The 17792-nt window shown below is 62.7% G+C and carries 19 protein-coding genes and 1 pseudogene; 14 read left to right on the forward strand and 6 right to left on the reverse strand.

The features are described 5' to 3' along the window. Nucleotides 1–147 precede the first annotated feature (147 nt). The 4 genes from coxB (ACTV8E_RS00425) to ACTV8E_RS00440 are packed head-to-tail and all read left to right on the forward strand — an operon-like array spanning nucleotide 148 to nucleotide 4334. Nucleotides 148–1272, forward strand: a complete 1125-nt coding sequence (gene coxB, locus ACTV8E_RS00425; protein ID WP_443198120.1) for a cytochrome c oxidase subunit II — start codon at nucleotides 148–150, stop codon at nucleotides 1270–1272. A gap of 3 nt (nucleotides 1273–1275) precedes the next feature. After that, a complete protein-coding gene (gene ctaD, locus ACTV8E_RS00430) occupies nucleotides 1276–2865 on the forward strand; it encodes a cytochrome c oxidase subunit I (RefSeq protein ID WP_251835453.1) in 1590 nt (529 codons plus the stop codon). Between the two features lie 19 nt (nucleotides 2866–2884). Further along, nucleotides 2885–3433, forward strand: coding sequence for a cytochrome c oxidase assembly protein (locus ACTV8E_RS00435; protein WP_443198121.1), 549 nt, complete (start codon nucleotides 2885–2887; stop codon nucleotides 3431–3433). Between the two features lie 13 nt (nucleotides 3434–3446). Beyond that, the gene (locus ACTV8E_RS00440; protein ID WP_273538550.1) at nucleotides 3447–4334 is read left to right on the forward strand and encodes a cytochrome c oxidase subunit 3; all 888 of its coding nucleotides are present in this window, start codon (nucleotides 3447–3449) and stop codon (nucleotides 4332–4334) included. A 38-nt stretch (nucleotides 4335–4372) separates the two neighbouring features. Here the strand turns inward: ACTV8E_RS00440 and ACTV8E_RS00445 are convergent, their stop codons facing one another. Next, nucleotides 4373–4576 carry a twin transmembrane helix small protein gene (locus ACTV8E_RS00445; RefSeq protein ID WP_251835456.1) on the reverse strand — a complete coding sequence of 68 codons (204 nt, stop codon included), beginning with the start codon at nucleotides 4574–4576 and terminating at the stop codon, nucleotides 4373–4375. 22 nt (nucleotides 4577–4598) lie between these two features. Between ACTV8E_RS00445 and ACTV8E_RS00450 the strand changes: the two genes are divergently transcribed. The 6 genes and pseudogenes from ACTV8E_RS00450 (at nucleotide 4599) to ACTV8E_RS00475 (ending at nucleotide 9305) form a co-directional block, all read left to right on the forward strand. Continuing rightward, the gene (locus ACTV8E_RS00450; protein ID WP_443198122.1) at nucleotides 4599–5375 is read left to right on the forward strand and encodes an SURF1 family protein; all 777 of its coding nucleotides are present in this window, start codon (nucleotides 4599–4601) and stop codon (nucleotides 5373–5375) included. After that, nucleotides 5350–5928: a hypothetical protein gene (locus ACTV8E_RS00455; RefSeq protein WP_443198123.1), complete on the forward strand. Its 579-nt coding sequence runs from the start codon at nucleotides 5350–5352 to the stop codon at nucleotides 5926–5928. Before ACTV8E_RS00450 ends, ACTV8E_RS00455 begins: the two co-directional genes overlap by 26 nt. A gap of 11 nt (nucleotides 5929–5939) precedes the next feature. After that, nucleotides 5940–6923: pseudogene (locus ACTV8E_RS00460) on the forward strand (COX15/CtaA family protein); the annotation flags it as partial. A gap of 227 nt (nucleotides 6924–7150) precedes the next feature. Then, nucleotides 7151–8050, forward strand: a complete 900-nt coding sequence (gene cyoE, locus ACTV8E_RS00465) for a heme o synthase (RefSeq protein ID WP_443198124.1) — start codon at nucleotides 7151–7153, stop codon at nucleotides 8048–8050. Continuing rightward, nucleotides 8047–8682, forward strand: coding sequence for an SCO family protein (locus ACTV8E_RS00470; protein ID WP_273538543.1), 636 nt, complete (start codon nucleotides 8047–8049; stop codon nucleotides 8680–8682). Before cyoE ends, ACTV8E_RS00470 begins: the two co-directional genes overlap by 4 nt. A 209-nt stretch (nucleotides 8683–8891) precedes the next feature. Continuing rightward, complete coding sequence (locus tag ACTV8E_RS00475) at nucleotides 8892–9305, forward strand: CopD family protein (RefSeq protein ID WP_251835462.1); 414 nt, start codon at nucleotides 8892–8894, stop codon at nucleotides 9303–9305. Nucleotides 9306–9337: 32 nt separating this feature from the next. Here ACTV8E_RS00475 and ACTV8E_RS00480 read toward each other — a convergent pair whose 3' ends face one another. Then, complete coding sequence (locus ACTV8E_RS00480; protein WP_273538539.1) at nucleotides 9338–9799, reverse strand: DUF2231 domain-containing protein; 462 nt, start codon at nucleotides 9797–9799, stop codon at nucleotides 9338–9340. A 123-nt stretch (nucleotides 9800–9922) separates the two neighbouring features. On the opposite strand from ACTV8E_RS00480, the gene coxB (ACTV8E_RS00485) reads away from it, so the two are divergent. From coxB (ACTV8E_RS00485) to ACTV8E_RS00500, 4 genes are read left to right on the forward strand one after another with little or no spacing between them, the layout of a single operon-like run. Next, the gene (gene coxB, locus ACTV8E_RS00485; protein WP_443198322.1) at nucleotides 9923–10822 is read left to right on the forward strand and encodes a cytochrome c oxidase subunit II; all 900 of its coding nucleotides are present in this window, start codon (nucleotides 9923–9925) and stop codon (nucleotides 10820–10822) included. Beyond that, the gene (gene ctaD / locus ACTV8E_RS00490) at nucleotides 10819–13353 is read left to right on the forward strand and encodes a cytochrome c oxidase subunit I (protein ID WP_443198125.1); all 2535 of its coding nucleotides are present in this window, start codon (nucleotides 10819–10821) and stop codon (nucleotides 13351–13353) included. Before coxB (ACTV8E_RS00485) ends, ctaD (ACTV8E_RS00490) begins: the two co-directional genes overlap by 4 nt. Beyond that, nucleotides 13350–13688 (forward strand): hypothetical protein, encoded by a 339-nt coding sequence (locus ACTV8E_RS00495; protein ID WP_443198126.1) that lies wholly within the window; start codon nucleotides 13350–13352, stop codon nucleotides 13686–13688. Before ctaD (ACTV8E_RS00490) ends, ACTV8E_RS00495 begins: the two co-directional genes overlap by 4 nt. Continuing rightward, nucleotides 13679–14497 carry a cytochrome c oxidase assembly protein gene (locus ACTV8E_RS00500; RefSeq protein ID WP_443198127.1) on the forward strand — a complete coding sequence of 273 codons (819 nt, stop codon included), beginning with the start codon at nucleotides 13679–13681 and terminating at the stop codon, nucleotides 14495–14497. The genes ACTV8E_RS00495 and ACTV8E_RS00500 overlap by 10 nt, the downstream gene beginning before the upstream one ends. 23 nt (nucleotides 14498–14520) lie before the next feature. On the opposite strand, the gene ACTV8E_RS00505 is transcribed toward ACTV8E_RS00500, so the two are convergent. From ACTV8E_RS00505 to ACTV8E_RS00520, 4 genes are all read right to left on the reverse strand, one after another. Further along, nucleotides 14521–14946: a VOC family protein gene (locus ACTV8E_RS00505; RefSeq protein WP_443198128.1), complete on the reverse strand. Its 426-nt coding sequence runs from the start codon at nucleotides 14944–14946 to the stop codon at nucleotides 14521–14523. A gap of 127 nt (nucleotides 14947–15073) precedes the next feature. Beyond that, the gene (locus tag ACTV8E_RS00510) at nucleotides 15074–15847 is read right to left on the reverse strand and encodes a MetQ/NlpA family ABC transporter substrate-binding protein (protein WP_251835468.1); all 774 of its coding nucleotides are present in this window, start codon (nucleotides 15845–15847) and stop codon (nucleotides 15074–15076) included. Nucleotides 15848–15905: 58 nt separating this feature from the next. Beyond that, entirely contained in the window at nucleotides 15906–16571 is a 666-nt protein-coding gene (locus ACTV8E_RS00515) for a methionine ABC transporter permease (protein WP_251835469.1), read from the reverse strand. Beyond that, nucleotides 16571–17578 (reverse strand): methionine ABC transporter ATP-binding protein, encoded by a 1008-nt coding sequence (locus ACTV8E_RS00520; RefSeq protein ID WP_443198129.1) that lies wholly within the window; start codon nucleotides 17576–17578, stop codon nucleotides 16571–16573. The genes ACTV8E_RS00515 and ACTV8E_RS00520 overlap by 1 nt, the downstream gene beginning before the upstream one ends. Nucleotides 17579–17792: the final 214 nt, after the last annotated feature.

A 17792-nucleotide genomic window follows, 5' to 3' on the forward strand; every position in this document is an offset into this window, starting at 1 on the left:
CTATACTTCGACACGAACGACGTTACCTGATAGGAACCGACAGCGCCTCGCGTGCCGGTTTCGGCAGTTGAAGCGTGCAGTCTCGATTGCCGTTCCCTGGCAGCCCGGTGTTTCGGCGGGATAACAAGAACGATAGGGGAACCCGCAATGTTGCGACATCCACGACTCGGGATGGGTCTGCTGCTGTGGTCGCTATTCAGCCAGGCGCAGGCTGCATGGGACGTCAACATGTCACCCGGTGTTACCGACGTCAGCCGCTCGGTATTCGATCTGCACATGACCATTTTCTGGATCTGTGTGGTTATCGGTGTATTGGTCTTCGCCGTGATGATCTGGTCGATGATCATTCACCGTCGCTCCACAGGCCAGAAACCGGCCAATTTCCATGAAAACACTCGAATCGAAGTGCTCTGGACAGTGATTCCGCTGCTGATCCTTATCGCTATGGCGGTGCCGGCCACCCGTACGCTGATCCATATCTATGACCCCAGCGAATCGGATGTGGATATCCAGGTCACGGGTTATCAATGGAAATGGCACTACAAGTACCTGGGTCAGGATGTTGAATATTTCAGCAACATGACCACGCCGCGCGAGCAGATCAACAACCAGGCCCCTAAAGGCGAGCACTATCTGCTGGAAGTGGACAATCCGCTGGTGGTGCCGGTGGGTGCCAAGGTGCGTTTTTTGATCACCTCGGCCGATGTGATCCACTCCTGGTGGGTGCCGGCACTGGCTGTGAAAAAAGATGCCATTCCCGGCTTCGTCAACGAATCCTGGACGCGCATCGAAGAGCCGGGCTTCTACCGTGGCCAGTGCACCGAGCTGTGCGGCAAGGACCACGGCTTCATGCCCGTGGTGGTGGAAGCAAAAAGTCCAGCGGACTACGCCACTTGGATGGCCGAACGCAAGGCCGAAGCGGCCCAGCTCAAGGAGCTGACCAGCAAGGAATGGACGCGTGAGGAGCTGGTGGAGCGAGGCGGCACGGTGTACCAGACCTACTGCTCGGCCTGCCACCAGGCGGGTGGGGAAGGTCTACCGCCAATGTTCCCGGCGCTCAAAGGCTCGCCGATAGCCGTCGGTCCGATGGAAGCTCACCTCGATATCGTTTTCAACGGCAAGCCTGGCACGGCCATGGCGGCGTTCGGCAGGCAGCTGTCGGAAGTGGACATCGCCGCCGTGGTGACTTACGAACGCAACGCCCTGGGTAACAGTGTCGGCGACATGCTGACGCCGCAGGACGTACTCGCCCTCAAGCAGGCCCAGGAGTAAGACATGAGTGCAGTGATCGACCATGGTCATGCCGGACATGACCTCCACCACGGCCCAGCCAAGGGCTTGATGCGCTGGTTGCTGACCACCAATCACAAGGACATCGGCACGATGTACCTGTGGTTCAGCTTCGGCGCCTTCCTGCTCGGCGGCACCTTTGCCATGGTGATCCGCGCCGAACTGTTCCAACCCGGCTTGCAGATCGTGCAGCCGGAGTTCTTCAATCAGATGACCACCATGCACGGCCTGGTAATGGTCTTCGGGGCGGTGATGCCGGCCTTCGTCGGCCTGGCCAACTGGATGATTCCCTTGATGATCGGCGCGCCGGACATGGCTTTGCCGCGCATGAACAACTTCAGTTTCTGGTTGCTGCCGGCGGCCTTTACGCTGCTGGTCAGCACGCTGTTCATGGAAGGTGGTGGGCCGAACTTCGGCTGGACCTTCTACGCACCACTGTCCACCACCTATGCACCGGAAAGCGTGACCTTCTTTATCTTCGCCATCCACCTGATGGGCTTCAGCTCCATCATGGGCGCCATCAACGTGATCGCCACCGTGCTCAACCTGCGCGCGCCGGGCATGACGTTGATGAAAATGCCCCTCTTCGTATGGACCTGGCTGATCACGGCCTTCCTGCTGATCGGCGTGATGCCGGTGCTGGCGGGCGTGGTAACCATGATGCTGATGGATATCCACTTCAGTACCAGCTTCTTCAGTGCAGCCGGCGGCGGCGACCCGGTGCTGTTCCAGCACGTGTTCTGGTTTTTCGGTCACCCCGAGGTGTACATCATGATCTTGCCGGCCTTCGGCGCGGTCAGCTCAATCATCCCAGCCTTCTCCCGCAAGCCACTGTTCGGCTACACCTCCATGGTCTACGCCACTGGCGCCATCGCCTTCCTGTCGTTCCTGGTCTGGGCGCATCACATGTTTACCGTCGGCATTCCGCTGACCGGCGAGCTGTTCTTCATGTATGCCACCCTGCTGATCGCCGTGCCCACCGGCGTCAAGGTATTCAATTGGGCGAGCACCATGTGGCAAGGGTCGCTGACCTTCGAGGCGCCCATGCTGTTCGCGGTGGCCTTCGTCATCCTGTTCACCATCGGTGGCTTCTCGGGGCTGATGCTGGCCATCGCGCCAGCGGACTTCCAATACCACGATACCTATTTCGTGGTGGCCCACTTCCATTATGTGCTGGTGCCGGGCGCGATCTTCGGCATCTTCGCTTCGGCGTACTACTGGCTGCCCAAATGGACAGGGCACATGTACGACGAGACCTTGGCGAAGCTGCATTTCTGGATGAGCTTCGTCGGCATGAATTTGGCGTTCTTCCCGATGCACTTCGTGGGCCTGGCCGGCATGCCCAGGCGGATTCCGGACTACAACATGATGTTCGCCAATTTCAATATGGTGTCATCGGTGGGCGCCTTCATGTTCGGCGTCACCCAGTTGCTGTTCCTGTTCATCGTCATCAAGTGCATTCGCGGCGGCAAGCCCGCCGCGGCAAAACCCTGGGATGGCGCCGAAGGACTGGAGTGGACGGTGCCGTCGCCGGCGCCTTACCACACCTTCCAGACACCACCGGAAGTGAAATGAAACGCTGGGGAGTCGCGTCATGAGCAGAGCCATCAGTACGCCCCGTCTGGTCACCCGTCTACTGCTGCTGGCGGTGGCGATGTTCGCCTTCGGTTTCGCTCTGGTGCCCATCTATGACGTGATGTGCAAGGCCTTTGGCATCAATGGCAAAACCGCCGGCGCCTACCAGGGCTCGCAGTCCATTGACGAGTCACGCGAGGTACGCGTGCAGTTCCTCGCCACCAATGCTGCAGGCATGACCTGGGAGTTCCAGCCGCTGACCGAAGAGATCCGCGTCCATCCCGGCGCCAGCCAGGAAGTTCTCTTTATCGCCCACAACACCACGGACCAGCCGATGACTGCCCAGGCGGTGCCCAGCGTAGCGCCTTCCCGAGCGGCGGCGTATTTCCACAAGACCGAATGTTTCTGCTTCACCCAGCAAGTGTTGCAGCCCGGCGAGCGTATCGAGATGCCTGTGCGCTTCATCGTCGATCGCGACCTGCCCCGCGATGTGTATCACCTGACACTCGGCTACACGCTGTTCGATATCACTGCTCGCCAACCAGTCGCGGCCCGCCATGACGGTTAAGGAGAATAAAGAGATGGCAACTCACGAGCCGTATTTCGTTCCTTCGCAAAGCAAATGGCCGATCATTGCCAGTCTCGGCATGTTGGTGACTGTGTATGGCCTGGGCAGTTGGTTCAACGATTTGTCCGCGCAGCGGGAGAGTTCCAACGGTCCGCTGATCTTCTTCATCGGCACGCTGTTTCTGGCCTACATGCTGTTCGGCTGGTTTGGCAATGTCATCAGGGAAAGCCGGGGCGGGCTGTATAGCGCGCAGATGGATCGTTCATTCCGCTGGGGCATGACCTGGTTCATTTTTTCCGAGGTGATGTTCTTCCTCGCGTTCTTCGGCGCGCTGTTCTATGTGCGCTACTGGGCCGGCCCCTGGCTCGGCGGCGCTGGCGACAAGGGCGTGAGCAACATGCTCTGGCCGGACTTCACCTTCTCCTGGCCCCTGCTGGCCAACCCCGACTCCAAACTGTTCCCGCCGCCCACCGAAGTCATCAGCGCCTGGTCGCTGCCCTTGGTCAACACCATCCTGCTGGTCAGTTCCAGCTTCACTCTGACCTTTGCCCATCATGCATTGAAGAACAGCAACCGCACCTTGCTGAAAGCCTGGCTCGCATTGACCGTGCTACTCGGTATCGCCTTCCTGATCCTGCAGGCGGAGGAATATGTGCATGCCTATCAGGAGCTGGGGCTGACCCTGGGCTCAGGCATCTACGGCGCCACCTTCTTCATGCTCACCGGTTTTCACGGTGCCCACGTCACCCTGGGCACCATCATCCTGATTGTCATGCTGGTACGGGTGCTACGCGGGCACTTCACACCCGAGCAGCATTTCGGCTTCGAGGCAGCAACCTGGTATTGGCACTTTGTCGACGTGGTGTGGATTGCATTGTTCATTTTTGTCTACGTGCTCTGACCTGACATCGTGGCCAGCACCCGCCTGAAGCCCGGGGTTTACCAGGTGACATGGGGCTGTAAGTGCCCAGAGTAAAACCCCCAGGCAATCAGCGACACGGTGAGTGCGGCCAGGCCGACCCGGACATACAACGCATACATCATCCGACGCCCGTGGCCCTGGTCCTTGACCATGAAAAACAGGGCGCTGAACAGGCTGATCAGAATGGCCAGCAATAACAGGAGGATCGCCGCCTTGAGCATTGCGGGACTCCGGGGGAGACGTATGAAGTTGCAGTATAGCCAGTCACTCGGTGCGTCTGGCTGGCGGCTGACACAGCATTTCAAGCCCGGCTGGCTGCCAAGCCTGTGTGTATTGTGCATGCTCCCGCTCTTGGTCGGCCTGGGCTGCTGGCAACTGGCGCGGGCGGAAGAAAAGCGCGTCCTGCTGGCCAGTCAGGAGGCCCGCCGCCAGGCCCCACCGATCCGGCTCGATGCGCTGGATCTGACCAGTCCGCCGGCCTTTCAGCGCATACGTTTGCACGGTTATTTCGAGGCCGCGCATAGCCTGTTGCTCGACAGCCGTGTGCACCAAGGCCAAGTAGGTGTCGAACTACTGCAACCGTTTCTCGACCAGCCCAGCGGCCGCTGGGTGCTGATCAATCGCGGTTGGCTGCCTTGGCCGGATCGCCGCATACCGCCACGTTTTGTCACCCCCTCCGGGGCGCTGGACGTGCTGGCCTGGGTCTATGTATCGCCGGGTCAGCCACTGGTCCTGGCTGGCGAGCGTGGAACGTCCTGGCCGCGCTTGACCAATCGGGTGAAGCTTGACGCCTTCTGGCAAGAGCTGGGGCGTGACGGCCTGTCTGTTGAGTTACGCCTCGAACCAGGGCCCGCCGCGTTGGCGGTCGACTGGCCGATTGTCAGCATGAGCCCTGAAAAACACCTGGGCTATGCGGTGCAATGGTTCGCTCTGGCGGCAGCCCTGTGCGCCCTATTCATCTACTTTGGAATCCACCAGGCACGAGAGGTACGCGATGCAGCCAGCCATCGACATGAGTGAAACCCCACCGGCACGTCGCGGGCGACTGCCATTGATCCTGATGCTGGTGATGGTGATCGGGCCAATGGTGCTGGCCACGGCCATGTATCAGTGGCGTTTCTGGGTGCCGCAGGAGCGCACCTACCACGGTGTGCTTATCGGCAATGGCCAGAGCCGCGCCGATCTGGGCATTGAGGGTGTGGCGGATGTGGGGTGGCAACTGCTGGTCACCGCACCCGATGGCTGCCGCGGCGAATGTCGCCAACTTGTCTATTTGGCCCGCCAACTGAACATCGGCCTGGGCCGCGAGGCCAGTCGCGCCAGCCATGCTCTAGCCACCGCTGGGCCGTTGGATGCCGATTACGAAGCGCAGCTGCGACGCGAATACCCGCAACTGGGGATTCATAGCTTGGATCTGCAGCGCTACGCACGCAGCGTCACTCCGACACACGAGGCGCAACTGTGGATTGTCGACCCGCTCGGCAACCTGGTTCTGCGTTACGACAGCAGCACGCCAGGCAAGGCGATTCTTGAAGACTTGCGCCTGCTGCTCAAATTGTCGCGGATCGGCTAAAGGAGCCCAGGATGCGCAAGCCCGGTTATTGGCTAAGCCTGTTCGCCTTCGCGTTGGCAGGAGTTGTGGTCCTGCTTGGCGCCTACACCCGCCTGACCCATGCCGGCCTCGGTTGTCCCGACTGGCCGGGCTGCTACGGGTTTCTCGGGGTGCCGATGAGCGAGCAGGCCCAGGCGCTGGCCGCCGCGCGGTTTCCCGAGGCGCCGCTGGAGGTGCACAAGGGCTGGAATGAAATGGTCCACCGCTACTTCGCCGGTGCCCTGGGATTGGTGATTCTTGGGCTGGCCATCCAGGCCGTGCGTCGGCGCAACGAGGTGGGACAGCCGCTCGGCTTGCCGCTGTTATTGCTGGGCGTGGTGATCACCCAGGCTCTGTTCGGCATGTGGACGGTCACCCTGCAACTCTGGCCGCAAGTGGTCACCGCGCACCTGCTGGGTGGCTTTGCCACCTTAGCGCTCCTGTTTCTGCTCAGCGTTCGCCTGTCCGGATACGGGGCGGCGGTGTCACCCATCCCGAGGCGCCTGCGCCGGCTGGCTGGAGTGGCCTTGCTGTTGGCTATCGGCCAGATCATGCTGGGTGGTTGGGTCAGCTCCAACTATGCGGCTGTGGCCTGTCCGGATTTTCCCACCTGCCAGGGCGTGTGGTGGCCCGACATGGATTTTGCCAACGGTTTAAACCTCACCCAGCATATTGGCCCCAATTACCTGGGTGGCCTGCTGTACGGCGATGCCCGCACAGCCATTCACATGAGCCACCGTCTAGGCGCGCTGGTCCTGAGTCTGGTGTTGCTGCTGCTGGCTTGGCAGTTGTGGCGTCATAGGCGCGGCAGGTTGGCTGCCTTGCTGGTGCTGGCGCTGGGTATACAGCTCGGCCTGGGCGTGGCCAACGTATTGCTGCACCTGCCGCTGGCGGTGGCCGTGGCGCATAACGGCGGCGGCGCGGCGCTTTTGCTGGTGCTGGTGCTGATCAATGAACGGCTACGCAGTCCGCTGGCCGAGCGCTGCACAGGGCCGCTGGACGCCTGGGGAAAACCCCTTGTGGATATCAGCCCGTTGAAAAATGTAGGCGAGGCAGGCAGGACGAGGCGAAAACAGCCGAAGAAGCGCAGTTTAGGTGTTCTAAATGAGCATTCTGAGGCTGTTTTTTTTAATGACGTATTGCCAACGCAGGTAGGTTTTAAACGGCCTGATAACTCTTGAGCCTGAGCAAAAGGAGCATTGTCATGACCCCTGTCTTGAGCCAAACCCACCTCAACGCTACGTGGCGTGACTATCTGGAACTGACCAAGCCCAAGGTTGTGGTGCTGATGCTGATTACCTCGCTGGTCGGCATGTTTCTGGCTACTCGGGCGGGAGTGCCCTGGACAGTGCTGGTGTTCGGCAACCTGGGTATTGCCTTGTGCGCCGGTGCGGCGGCGGCGGTCAATCATGTCGTCGACCGGCGTATCGATGCGCTGATGGCGCGCACCCACAAGCGGCCGGTGACCGCGGGCCGGATGTCGCCGGGTGCCGCGCTGGGTTTTGCCCTGCTGCTCGCCCTGCTCGGCCAGGCGCTACTACTGGTCTTCACCAATCCGCTGACCGCTTGGCTGACGCTGGCTTCGTTGCTTGGTTACGCGGTGCTCTACACCGGTTTTCTCAAGCGCGCCACGCCACAGAACATCGTCATCGGCGGGCTGGCCGGTGCGGCGCCGCCGCTGCTTGGCTGGGTGGCGGTCAGCGGCCATATAAGCGCCGAGGCGCTGCTGCTGGTGCTGATCATCTTCGCCTGGACACCGCCGCACTTCTGGGCGCTGGCGATCCACCGCAAGGCCGAGTACGCCAAGGCGGATATTCCCATGCTGCCGGTAACCCATGGCGAGCAGTACACCAAAGTGCATATCCTGCTCTACACGCTGATCCTGCTGGCGGTCAGCCTGCTGCCGTTTGTCATTCACATGAGCGGCCCGTTGTACCTGGTCAGCGCGCTGCTGCTCGGCGGTCGTTTCCTGTTTTGGGCCTGGGCGTTGTACCGTGACAGCCGACCTCACGCGGCGATCAATACATTCAAGTACTCGATCGCCTACCTGTTTTTGTTATTTATCGCGCTTTTGCTCGATCACTACCTGAAGTTGAATGTATGACCCGAATCCACACCACCGTTTTTATCCTCGTTGCGCTGATCGCCGTGGTGATCGGCCTGACTGTCTCCAAGGCGCTGAATCGCCAAGACCAGGTCAATCCCGCCCAGTTGCTGGATGCCGGCATCGTTTTGCTGCCACAAGGCCGGCCGATGCCGGATGTGCGATTAATCGACCAGAACGGCGCAGTCCAGCCCGTCGATCAGCTGCAAGGCGCTTGGACCGTGCTGTTTTTCGGCTACACCTTTTGCCCGGACATCTGCCCGACAACGCTGGCCGAGTTGCGCCAGCTCAAGGGTATGTTGCCCGAGGAGATCCGGGACAATCTGCGGGTGGTGCTGGTCAGTGTCGACCCCGCCCGTGACACGCCGCAGCAGCTCAAGGAGTACCTGGGCTTTTTTGATGCCGAATTTCGTGGTCTGACCGGCGAGCTGGCGGATATCCAGAAGTTGTCCAACAGCGTGGGCATCCCCTTCATTCCCGGCGACGAGAGCAAACCGAATTACACCGTGGATCACAGCGGTAACTTGGCCCTCATCGGCCCGGACGGTCGCCAGCGCGGTTTTATTCGCGGACCACTGAACAATGCCAAGCTGGCCGCCCAGTTGCCGACGCTGCTGGCAGGCGAAGGATAAAGGCCGGCCTGTGGAGGGTGGACCGCCACCCTGTGGATCGCCACCCGGTAGATTGATGAAGCGCGATCCATCCTACAAACCGGTGCTCATGCCAGCGGTTCTGTAACCCGCTCCCACCCCCGCTTCCTGAATGGACAGCGAACCGGCTAGCCCGGGCACGGTCACAATCCCCACAACGGTTCGCCAAACGGCCTCGTGGGGAAGCCAGGATGCCCTTGCTCAAACTGCTGCACCTTGCCGCCTTGCTGTGCTGGTGCGGCGCCCTGCTCTACTTGCCGGCCCTGATTGCCGCCGGAACCCGCCATAGCGATGCGCTGTTCTATCGTGATCACGCCCACCTGACGCGCTGGGTGTTCACGCTCTTTGCTACGCCAGCGGCGCTGCTGGCCATTGGCTCAGGCACGGTCCTGTTTCTACGCGATGGCACCCTGGCAGGCTGGCTGATTCTCAAGCTCAGCGTGGTCGCCGCCATGGTGCTCTGTCATGCCTTGTGCGGCGTGTTGGTGCTGCGCATCGAGCGCGAGCCGCAACGTCGTGTGGCGGCGGAGTGCGCGGCGTTGGGCAGTCTGGCAACGGTATTGATCGGCCTGACGTTGTGGCTGGTCCTGGCCAAGCCCCTGTGAGCCAGAGGACCGCTCAGGCTATTGAGCGCGGGCTATTCGGTCTGCACGCCCACCGCGTGTTCATAGACCAGGCGTCCGCCCAGAAAGGCGGCCAGGCCAATCAGCCCGGCCGTCAGCACGGACAGGTACAGTGCCCACAGCGCCACGGCCTCGCTCACCAGGGTCTCGTAGCGCAGCAGCCAGTTCAGCGAGGCCAGCGACAGCATCATCACGGCGAGGATGGCGTGGCACCAGGCGGTGATCTTGCGGCGAATTTCCGCCACGGTGAGCAGATCGATCAATCCGGCCAGACTGGCCACCCAGCCGCCGAACGCGCCGACTCCCGCCAGCCAGACGCCGGCGCGCCACCAGAACACATCGTCGGTCCACAAAAACGCCAGGTCCACCGGCACCAATCCGAGCAAGGCGGCCACCGGAAAGTGGATCAGCATCGGATGCAGCGGGTGCTGGCCGATGGCGGCATTACTGGTAATCGGCTCGCGTACGCTGGGCACCGCTGTTTCCCCTGGTTGGCACGTCCGGCTGGCCGTGTTCTGCAATGGACCACACTGGCGCTGGCAGTTCCCAGTCTGACGGGTTGTCAGGGCGTGCAGTCGATCCTCGATCCGGCCGGTCCCATGGCCCGCGAAGTGGCGCTGGTGTGGTGGGTCATGTGTGCTTTTGCACTGCTGGTGTTGGTGCTGGTCAGCGCCTTGTGGCTGTATGCCATGCTGCGTGCGCCACGTACCGTCAGTCCCGAGCGGGAGCGGCGCGCGCAACGGCGCTGGCTGGTCGGCGGCGGTTTGCTACTGCCGACAGTCAGCGTCGTGCTGTTGCTGGTCTATGGACTCTCCGCCGGGCGCGGCCTGCTGCCGCCGCTGCCGGTTATCGGTGGCGAGCAACCGCTGCGCATCGAGGTGACCGGCCATCAATGGTGGTGGGAAGTGCGCTACCCGGACAGCGGCGTGGTCACCGCCAATCAGCTGATCGTACCCGTGGGCCGTCCCTTAGACATTGAGGTGGGTAGCGCCGATGTGATCCATGCGTTCTGGGTGCCGAAGCTGGGTGGCAAGCTGGACATGATGCCCGGCCGTCGCCACGTGCTGCGCCTGCAGGCGGATGAGGCCGGCGTGTTTCGTGGGCAATGCACGGAATTTTGCGGCACCCAGCATGCGCACATGATTCTGCATGTCGAGGCTCAGGCGCCTGACGCCTTTACTGCCTGGATCGCAGCGCGAGCCGAGCGCGAGATTGCAGCACCTGCGCCAGGCTCCGCCGGCGAGGTGTTTGCCAGTCGCTGCGGCCTGTGTCACCGCGTGGCGGGCATTTCCCAGGGGCAGCGCGCCCCGGACCTGAGCGACCTCGCGTCGCGGCCTACGCTTGGCGCGGGTGTGATTGCCAACGATGCCGAGGGGTTACGCCGCTGGTTGCGCGAACACCAGACGCTGAAACCCGGCAATGCCATGCCGTCCCATGACGTGGTGGAGGATGCCGATCTGGATGCCATTGCAATCTGGCTGGAGAGCCTCGTGCCATGAACCCGAGCCGCGAAACCGGCGCGCCGGCCACCGATCCGGCGCAGTTGCACGATCAGTTCAATGCCGTGTGGGGCAGTCCGCGCGGTTGGCGGGCGCTGACGGTCGTCAACCACACCACCATCGGCCTGCGCTTTCTGGTTACCGGCGCGGTGTTCTTTCTGTTCGGCGGGCTGCTGGCCATGCTGATCCGTGCTCAGTTGGCCGTGCCGGGCTACGTGATGATGGAGCCGGACGTCTACAACCAGGTATTCACCATGCACGGCACGGTGATGATGTTCCTGTTCGCCGTGCCGATGATGGAAGGCCTGGCGGTCTATTTGATCCCCAAGATGCTCGGGGCTCGCGACCTGGCCTTCCCTCGTCTCTCGGCGCTCGGGTATTTCTGCTACCTGTTCGGCGGCATCATCCTGTGCGTCAGCCTGTTCCTCGATCTGGCACCCAAGGCCGGCTGGTTCATGTACACGCCGCTGTCCAGCGCGGTGTATACGCCAGGCATGAATTCGGACTTCTGGCTGCTGGGCATTACTTTCGTGGAGATTTCCGCAGTCAGCGCCGGCGTCGAACTGGTTGTGTCGATCCTGCGCACCCGCGCCAATGGCATGGCTCTGCACCAGATGCCGATCTACGCCTGGTACATCCTCGTCATGGCGCTGATGATCGTGTTCGGCTTTCCGCCGCTGATCCTGGGCAGCATCCTGCTGGAGCTGGAGCGCGCCGCCGGTCTGCCATTCTTTGACGTGGCGCGCGGCGGCGATCCGTTGCTGTGGCAGCACCTGTTCTGGCTGTTCGGCCATCCCGAGGTGTACATCATCTTCCTGCCCGGTGCGGGCATCGTGTCCACCCTGCTGCCGGTGTTTTGCCAGCGGCCGCTGGTGGGCTACCGCTGGGTGGTGCTCGGTGTGCTGACCACCGGTTTTCTGAGCTTCGGCCTGTGGGTGCACCACATGTTCACCGTCGGTATTCCACAGCTGGCCCTGGCGTTCTTCTCGGCGGCCAGCATGCTGGTGGCGATCCCCACCGGCGTTCAGGTGTTCGCCTGGATTGCCACGCTGTGGCTGGGCAAGCCGCTGTACCGGGTGCCGATGCTCTGGCTGGTGGGGTTTCTGATCGTCTTCGTGGCGGGCGGGCTGACCGGGGTGATGCTTGCCCTGGTGCCGTTCAACTGGCAGGTGCATGACACCCATTTCGTGGTCGCGCACATGCACTACGTACTGGTGGGTGGCATGTTCTTCCCGCTGATGGCCGGGCTGTATTACTGGCTGCCGCATTTTTCCGGGCGCATGCCGTCGGAGCGCCTAGGTCGCTGGGGCTTCTGGCTGGTATTCATCGGCTTCAACCTGACCTTCCTGGTCATGCACTGGACCGGGCTGATGGGCATGCCGCGCCGCGTGTACACCTATGACAGCGGCCTGGGCTGGGATCTGCCCAACCTGGTCTCGTCGATCGGCAGCTTCGTCATGGCCATGGGCGTGGCGACCATCCTGCTGGATATCCTCCTGCATTACCGCTTCGGCCTGGCCGCGCGGAAGAATCCCTGGCGCGCCGACACCCTGGAGTGGGCAACCAGCCTGCCGCCCAGCCCCTACAACTTCGTCAGCCTGCCGGATGTTCACAGCCGCCACCCGCTGTGGGACGACCCGCAGCTGCCGGACAGCATTGCCCGTGGCGAGCATGGGCTGACGGTCATCGACCATGGCCGGCGCGAGACGTACGGTGTCGATCCATTGACCGGCACGATACGCGAGGTCACGCACCTGCCAGGTAATACGTGGCTGCCGTTCAACACCGCGCTGTTGCTCGCCGGGTTGTGCCTGAGCCTGCTGCTCAAGAGCTATTGGCTGGCGCTGGGCATCAGCCTGGCCACCCTGTTGGTGCTGCTGCGCTGGTCGTGGATGAATGGCGCGCATCCCGCCGCTTCGCCGGACACGCAAACGCAGCCCGGCGATCCGCCGCTGCATTGGCGCACCTGCGACGGGCCGGGGTTGTGGGGGATGGGCGTGACCCTGCTGGCCAACGCCGCGTTGTACCTGTCGTTGCTATTCGGCTGGTTCTACCTGTGGACCGTGGCGCCGGCCTGGCTGGTGCCGGAGCGCGCGGGGCAAGGCGGCGGCTGGCTGCTGGGCAGCGCACTGCTGCTGAGTGTCGGCACGCTGTGGCTGCGGCGCGTGCTCAAGCGCCTGCGTCGCGGCGATGATCACCGGCTGCAAGGCCAACTGGCCCTACTGTGTGGGCTGGCGCTGGTGCAATCGTCCCTGGTGCTCGCTGCGTTATTTAGCGCCGACCTGCAGCCGCGCGTCACCGCCCACGATGCGCTGGTGCTGGTGATTCTGCTGTACAGCCTGATGCATTGCATGCTGGCGGCGCTGCTGACCGGCCTGCAGGCCTGGCGCGTCGCCTATGGCTATGTGAGCGCGGCGTCGCCGTACGAGCCGCTGGTGGTGGGTCAGCTGTGGACCTACAACCTGGCGGTGGTGTGGAGCAGCTACCTGGCGGTGATGCTGTTTCCCCTGGGCTGGAGCACGGGGGGATGAATCGCTCGGCCTTCAATCCCGCGCAGATCCCGCTCGGTCTGGTGATCTGGAGCCTCTGGTTTGTCGCCTTGTATGGCGCCCAGGGATTGGGCTGTGAACTGGCCCCGCCGCCGCCCCAGGCGGGGGCGACCACCTGGCTGAATGCGGCGCTGGGCCTGTTCACCGCACTGACGCTGGCGTTGCTGTTGTTCCTGGCCTGGCGTTTCTGGCGCCTAGCCGCTGCCACGGCGGCGCAGCGGTTCGTGGCGCGCTTGTCTGCGAGCGTGCATCTGGTGGCGGCGCTGGCCACGGCGTTCATCGGGCTGCCCCTGCTGAGCCTGCCGCCATGCCTGTGAAGCACGCTGCATGGCTGCTACTGGTGCTGGCATCCCCGGTCCGCGCCCATGGATTATTCGATGCGCATTTGTTTGAACGCCTGCCTTTGCTGCTGACCGCTCTGCTGCTGGGCAGCGCCTGGTTGCTTTATGGCTTGGGTGTGCGCCGGGTGGCGCCGCATCGCGGTGAGGCGCTGTGCATGCACCTGGCCATGCTGCTCGCCGTGCTGGCTATCTTCGGTCCGCTGGATGAGTGGGCGGAAACCAGTACCAGCTGGCACATGACCCAGCACATGCTGTTTATCGTGGTTATCGCCCCGCTCTGGGCGCTGGCGCGGCCGCTGCCGCAATGGCGCGCCCTCACCGGACGGCTGGGCCAATCGTTGTGGACCTGGATCCTGCGCGCCGGTCGCCATCCCACCGCCCTGGCCTTGGTGCACGGCGCGGTGATCTGGATCTGGCACACGCCCCGGCTCTATCAGCTGGCGCTGGACAACCTCTGGTGGCATGCCATCGAGCATGGTTGCTTCCTGTTCAGCGGCTGGCTGTTCTGGTGGTCGGTGCTGCGCATACCGCCACGTAAGACACCCGTGGCGCTGTTGGCGATTCTGCTGACCCTCATGCACACCGGCCTGCTGGGTGCCTTGCTGACCTTCGCCAGTGTCCCGCTGTACGGCGACACGCGGGATTTGGCCGACCAGCAGCTGGCCGGCTTGTTGATGTGGGTGCCCGGTGGGCTGGTCTATCTGATGGGGGCGGGCTGGATTGCCTGGCGCTGGCTTGGGCGGGCCAGGCAATCGCAGGGTGAGACACGGTGGCAAGGACGCTGATGGGCCGGACTTATGGATTCGGGTCAGCGGGCAAACAGCTGACCGATATCCTTGAACGCCTTGAACTCCAACGCATTGCCGCAGGGGTCGAGGAGAAACAACGTGGCCTGTTCGCCCACCTGGCCCTGGAAGCGCACGTGGGGTTCGATGACAAAGCGCACTTCGTGCGCCCTGAGGCGTTCGGCCAGGCGTTCCCATTCTTCCCACCCCAGCACCACGCCGAAATGCGGCACTGGCACGTCGTGGCCATCCACCGCATTGGTATGAGCGGCTTCCTGATGGGGCATTTTCGGTGCCTGGTGGATTACCAACTGATGGCCAAAGAAGTCGAAATCCACCCACTGCGCGCTACTGCGACCTTCGGTGCAGCCGAACACCTCAGCGTAGAAATGCCGGGCTGCGGCCAGGTCGTGAACAGGAATGGCCAGATGAAAGGGCGACAGGGACATGCGGGGTTTCCTCCGTTGCGTTGGCTTCAAGCAGAGTAGGCAATTCCCGTGCCCCACGTTTTATCTCGGGCAAAAAACAACGAAGCCCGCACAAGGCGGGCTTCGTTGGACGCGAGGCAAAGCGGCGTCAGAACGCCGGTACCACAGCGCCCTGGTACTTTTCTTCGATGAATTGCTTCACCGCGTCGCTGTGCAGGGCCTTGGCCAGTTTCTGCATGGCCGGGCTGTCCTTGTTGTCTTCGCGGCTGACCAGGATGTTTACGTAGGGCGATTCGCTGCCCTCGATAATCAGGGCGTCCTCGGCGGGGTTCAGGCCAGCTTCCAGTGCGTAGTTGGTATTGATCAGCGCCAGGTCGACCTGGCCGAGCACGCGCGGCAGGGTGGCGGCTTCCAGTTCGCGAATCTTCAGCTTCTTCGGGTTTTCGGCGATGTCGCGCGGCGTGGCGGTGATGCCGGCCTCCGGCTTGAGGGTGATCAGGCCCGCGGTCTGCAGCAGTAGCAGGGCGCGACCGCCGTTGGTGGCATCGTTGGGGATCACCACATTGGCGCCGTTGGGCAGGTCGTCGAGGTCATTGACCTTCTGCGAGTAGGCGCCGAAGGGCTCGACGTGCACGCCGGCCACGCTGACCAGGGTGGTCTTGCGGGTCTTGTTGAACTCGTCCAGGTACGGCTGATGCTGGAAGAAGTTGGCGTCCAGACGCTTCTCGGCGACCTGCACGTTGGGTTGCACGTAGTCGGTGAACACCTTGACGTTAAGGGTCACGCCCTCTTTGGCCAGGGTCGGTTTGACGAATTCGAGAATCTCCGCGTGGGGCACGGCGGTGGCCGCCACGTTCAGCGTCTCGGCGGCCTGGGTGGAAAACGCCGTGAAGGCGGCGAAGGCAACTAGCAGTTTTTTCATCGTTCAACTCCTTTGCGGGATGAGAAGCGGCTCCGCAGGTGAGGTCGCCGCAGGGTGTTCACTTGCGGGAAAAATGCACCACCAGCTTGTCGCCGACGGTTTGCAGGATCTGCACCAGCACCAGCAACAGCACCACGGTGACCACCATGACATCGGTCTGGAAGCGCTGGTAGCCAAAACGGATGGCCAGGTCGCCCAAGCCGCCGGCACCGACCACGCCGGCCATTGCCGTGTAGGACACCAACGTAATCGCGGTGACAGTGGTGGCGGCGATGATCCCCGGACGCGCTTCAGGCAGTAAGGCGTTGAGGATGATCTGCCGGGTGGTCGCGCCCATCGCTTGCGTGGCCTCGATGATGCCGCGGTCCACCTCGCGCAGTGCGGTTTCCACCAGTCGCGCGAAAAACGGCGTGGTGCCCACCACCAGCGGCGGAATGGCGCCGGCGACGCCCAGTGAGGTGCCGGTAAGCACTACGGTGATCGGGATCATCACGATCAGCAGAATGATGAACGGCAGCGAGCGCAGCACGTTCACCACGAACGACAGCAGCGCATACAGCGGACGGTTGTCGAACAGTTGGCGCGGGCCGCAGAGGAACAGCAGCACGCCCAGCGGCAGGCCGAGCAGCACGGTGAACAGCAGCGAGCCACCCAGCATCAACAGGGTGTCCCAGGTGGCCAGCCAGATCTCGTACCAGTCGATGTTGACGAAGAACGCGTCCATCAGCGCAGCACCTCCACGTGTACGTCGGCAGCTTGCAGGCGCGACAGGGCTGCCTCGACATTACCGCCGATCAACGACAGAGTGAGCTGGCCATAAGGGGTGTCCTTGATGCGGTCGATCCGCCCGGACAGGATGCTGTAGTCCACGCCCGTTTCGCGCGCCACGCGGCCCAGCAAGGGGGCATAGGTGGCCTCGCCCTGGAAGGTCAGGCGCAGGATGCGGCCGGGCACATGAGTGAAGTCATCATGCTGCTCGCCTTCGTCAACCTGCTCGTCTTCCAGCACAAAGCGGCGGGTCGTGGGGTGTTGTGGGTGCAGAAACACATCGGCCACTACGCCCTGCTCGACGATCTGCCCGCCATCCATGACCGCCACGCAGTCACAGACACGGCGAATCACGTCCATTTCATGGGTGATCAGCACGATGGTCAGGCCCAGCTCGCGATTGATTTCGCTCAGCAGCTGCAGCACCTGGGCGGTGGTTTGCGGGTCGAGGGCGCTGGTGGCCTCGTCGCACAGCAGAATCTTCGGGTCGGTGGCCAGTGCGCGGGCGATGCCGACACGCTGCTTCTGGCCGCCGGAGAGTTGCGCGGGGTACTTGCGGGCGTGGTCTTCCAGGCCGACCCGCTGCAGCAGCGCGGCAACCTTGCGGTCGATTTCCGCCGCCGGCAGCTCGCCGGCCAGGCGCAGCGGCAGGGCGACGTTGTCGGCGACGGTCTTGGAGGCCAGCAGGTTGAAATGTTGGAAGATCATGCCGACCTGGCGACGAAAACGGCGCAAGCCATCGGCTTCCAGGGCGGTGACGTCGACGCCATGCACCAGAATGCGTCCACCTGAGGGTTCCTCCAGGCGGTTGATCAGGCGCAACAGGGTGCTTTTACCCGCGCCGGAATGGCCGATCAGGCCGTACACCTGGCCCGCTTCGACGCGTAGGTCGATGGGTTGCAGGGCCGGTATATCGCGGCCCTCGACGCGGTAGGTTTTATGAACTTGGTGAAACTCGATCACGAAAGCGAACCTTGTGGGTACAGAATGATGAGCGTAACGCCGCGCAAAAGAGGCGCAGTTTAGCCGGTTTGCATGGGGATCTTTAGTTCTCTTGGCTATAGATGCTTACATTTGGCGATAAATCCCGACCAACTCTCACGCTTCGTAAACCGGCGCAGGAACATTTGGTGAGGCTTGCCGGTCGGCTATAGACGATCGCCGGCGGCCGAGTCCG

It is taken from the genome of Pseudomonas sp. B392_1p, assembly GCF_052245235.1.
GTDB classification, from domain to species: domain Bacteria; phylum Pseudomonadota; class Gammaproteobacteria; order Pseudomonadales; family Pseudomonadaceae; genus Serpens; species Serpens gallinarum.

Excerpts from the sequence above, each read along its gene's own strand:
- coxB (WP_443198120.1), top strand. The coding sequence starts at position 148 with ATGTTGCGACATCCACGACTCGGGATGGGTCTGCTGCTGTGGTCGCTA.
- ctaD (WP_251835453.1), top strand. The coding sequence starts at position 1,276 with ATGAGTGCAGTGATCGACCATGGTCATGCCGGACATGACCTCCACCAC.
- ACTV8E_RS00435 (WP_443198121.1), top strand. The coding sequence starts at position 2,885 with ATGAGCAGAGCCATCAGTACGCCCCGTCTGGTCACCCGTCTACTGCTG.
- ACTV8E_RS00440 (WP_273538550.1), top strand. The coding sequence starts at position 3,447 with ATGGCAACTCACGAGCCGTATTTCGTTCCTTCGCAAAGCAAATGGCCG.
- ACTV8E_RS00445 (WP_251835456.1), bottom strand. The coding sequence starts at position 4,576 with ATGCTCAAGGCGGCGATCCTCCTGTTATTGCTGGCCATTCTGATCAGC.
- ACTV8E_RS00450 (WP_443198122.1), top strand. The coding sequence starts at position 4,599 with ATGAAGTTGCAGTATAGCCAGTCACTCGGTGCGTCTGGCTGGCGGCTG.
- ACTV8E_RS00455 (WP_443198123.1), top strand. The coding sequence starts at position 5,350 with ATGCAGCCAGCCATCGACATGAGTGAAACCCCACCGGCACGTCGCGGG.
- cyoE (WP_443198124.1), top strand. The coding sequence starts at position 7,151 with ATGACCCCTGTCTTGAGCCAAACCCACCTCAACGCTACGTGGCGTGAC.
- ACTV8E_RS00470 (WP_273538543.1), top strand. The coding sequence starts at position 8,047 with ATGACCCGAATCCACACCACCGTTTTTATCCTCGTTGCGCTGATCGCC.
- ACTV8E_RS00475 (WP_251835462.1), top strand. The coding sequence starts at position 8,892 with ATGCCCTTGCTCAAACTGCTGCACCTTGCCGCCTTGCTGTGCTGGTGC.
- coxB (WP_443198322.1), top strand. The coding sequence starts at position 9,923 with ATGGCCCGCGAAGTGGCGCTGGTGTGGTGGGTCATGTGTGCTTTTGCA.
- ctaD (WP_443198125.1), top strand. The coding sequence starts at position 10,819 with ATGAACCCGAGCCGCGAAACCGGCGCGCCGGCCACCGATCCGGCGCAG.
- ACTV8E_RS00495 (WP_443198126.1), top strand. The coding sequence starts at position 13,350 with ATGAATCGCTCGGCCTTCAATCCCGCGCAGATCCCGCTCGGTCTGGTG.
- ACTV8E_RS00500 (WP_443198127.1), top strand. The coding sequence starts at position 13,679 with ATGCCTGTGAAGCACGCTGCATGGCTGCTACTGGTGCTGGCATCCCCG.
- ACTV8E_RS00505 (WP_443198128.1), bottom strand. The coding sequence starts at position 14,946 with ATGTCCCTGTCGCCCTTTCATCTGGCCATTCCTGTTCACGACCTGGCC.
- ACTV8E_RS00510 (WP_251835468.1), bottom strand. The coding sequence starts at position 15,847 with ATGAAAAAACTGCTAGTTGCCTTCGCCGCCTTCACGGCGTTTTCCACC.
- ACTV8E_RS00515 (WP_251835469.1), bottom strand. The coding sequence starts at position 16,571 with ATGGACGCGTTCTTCGTCAACATCGACTGGTACGAGATCTGGCTGGCC.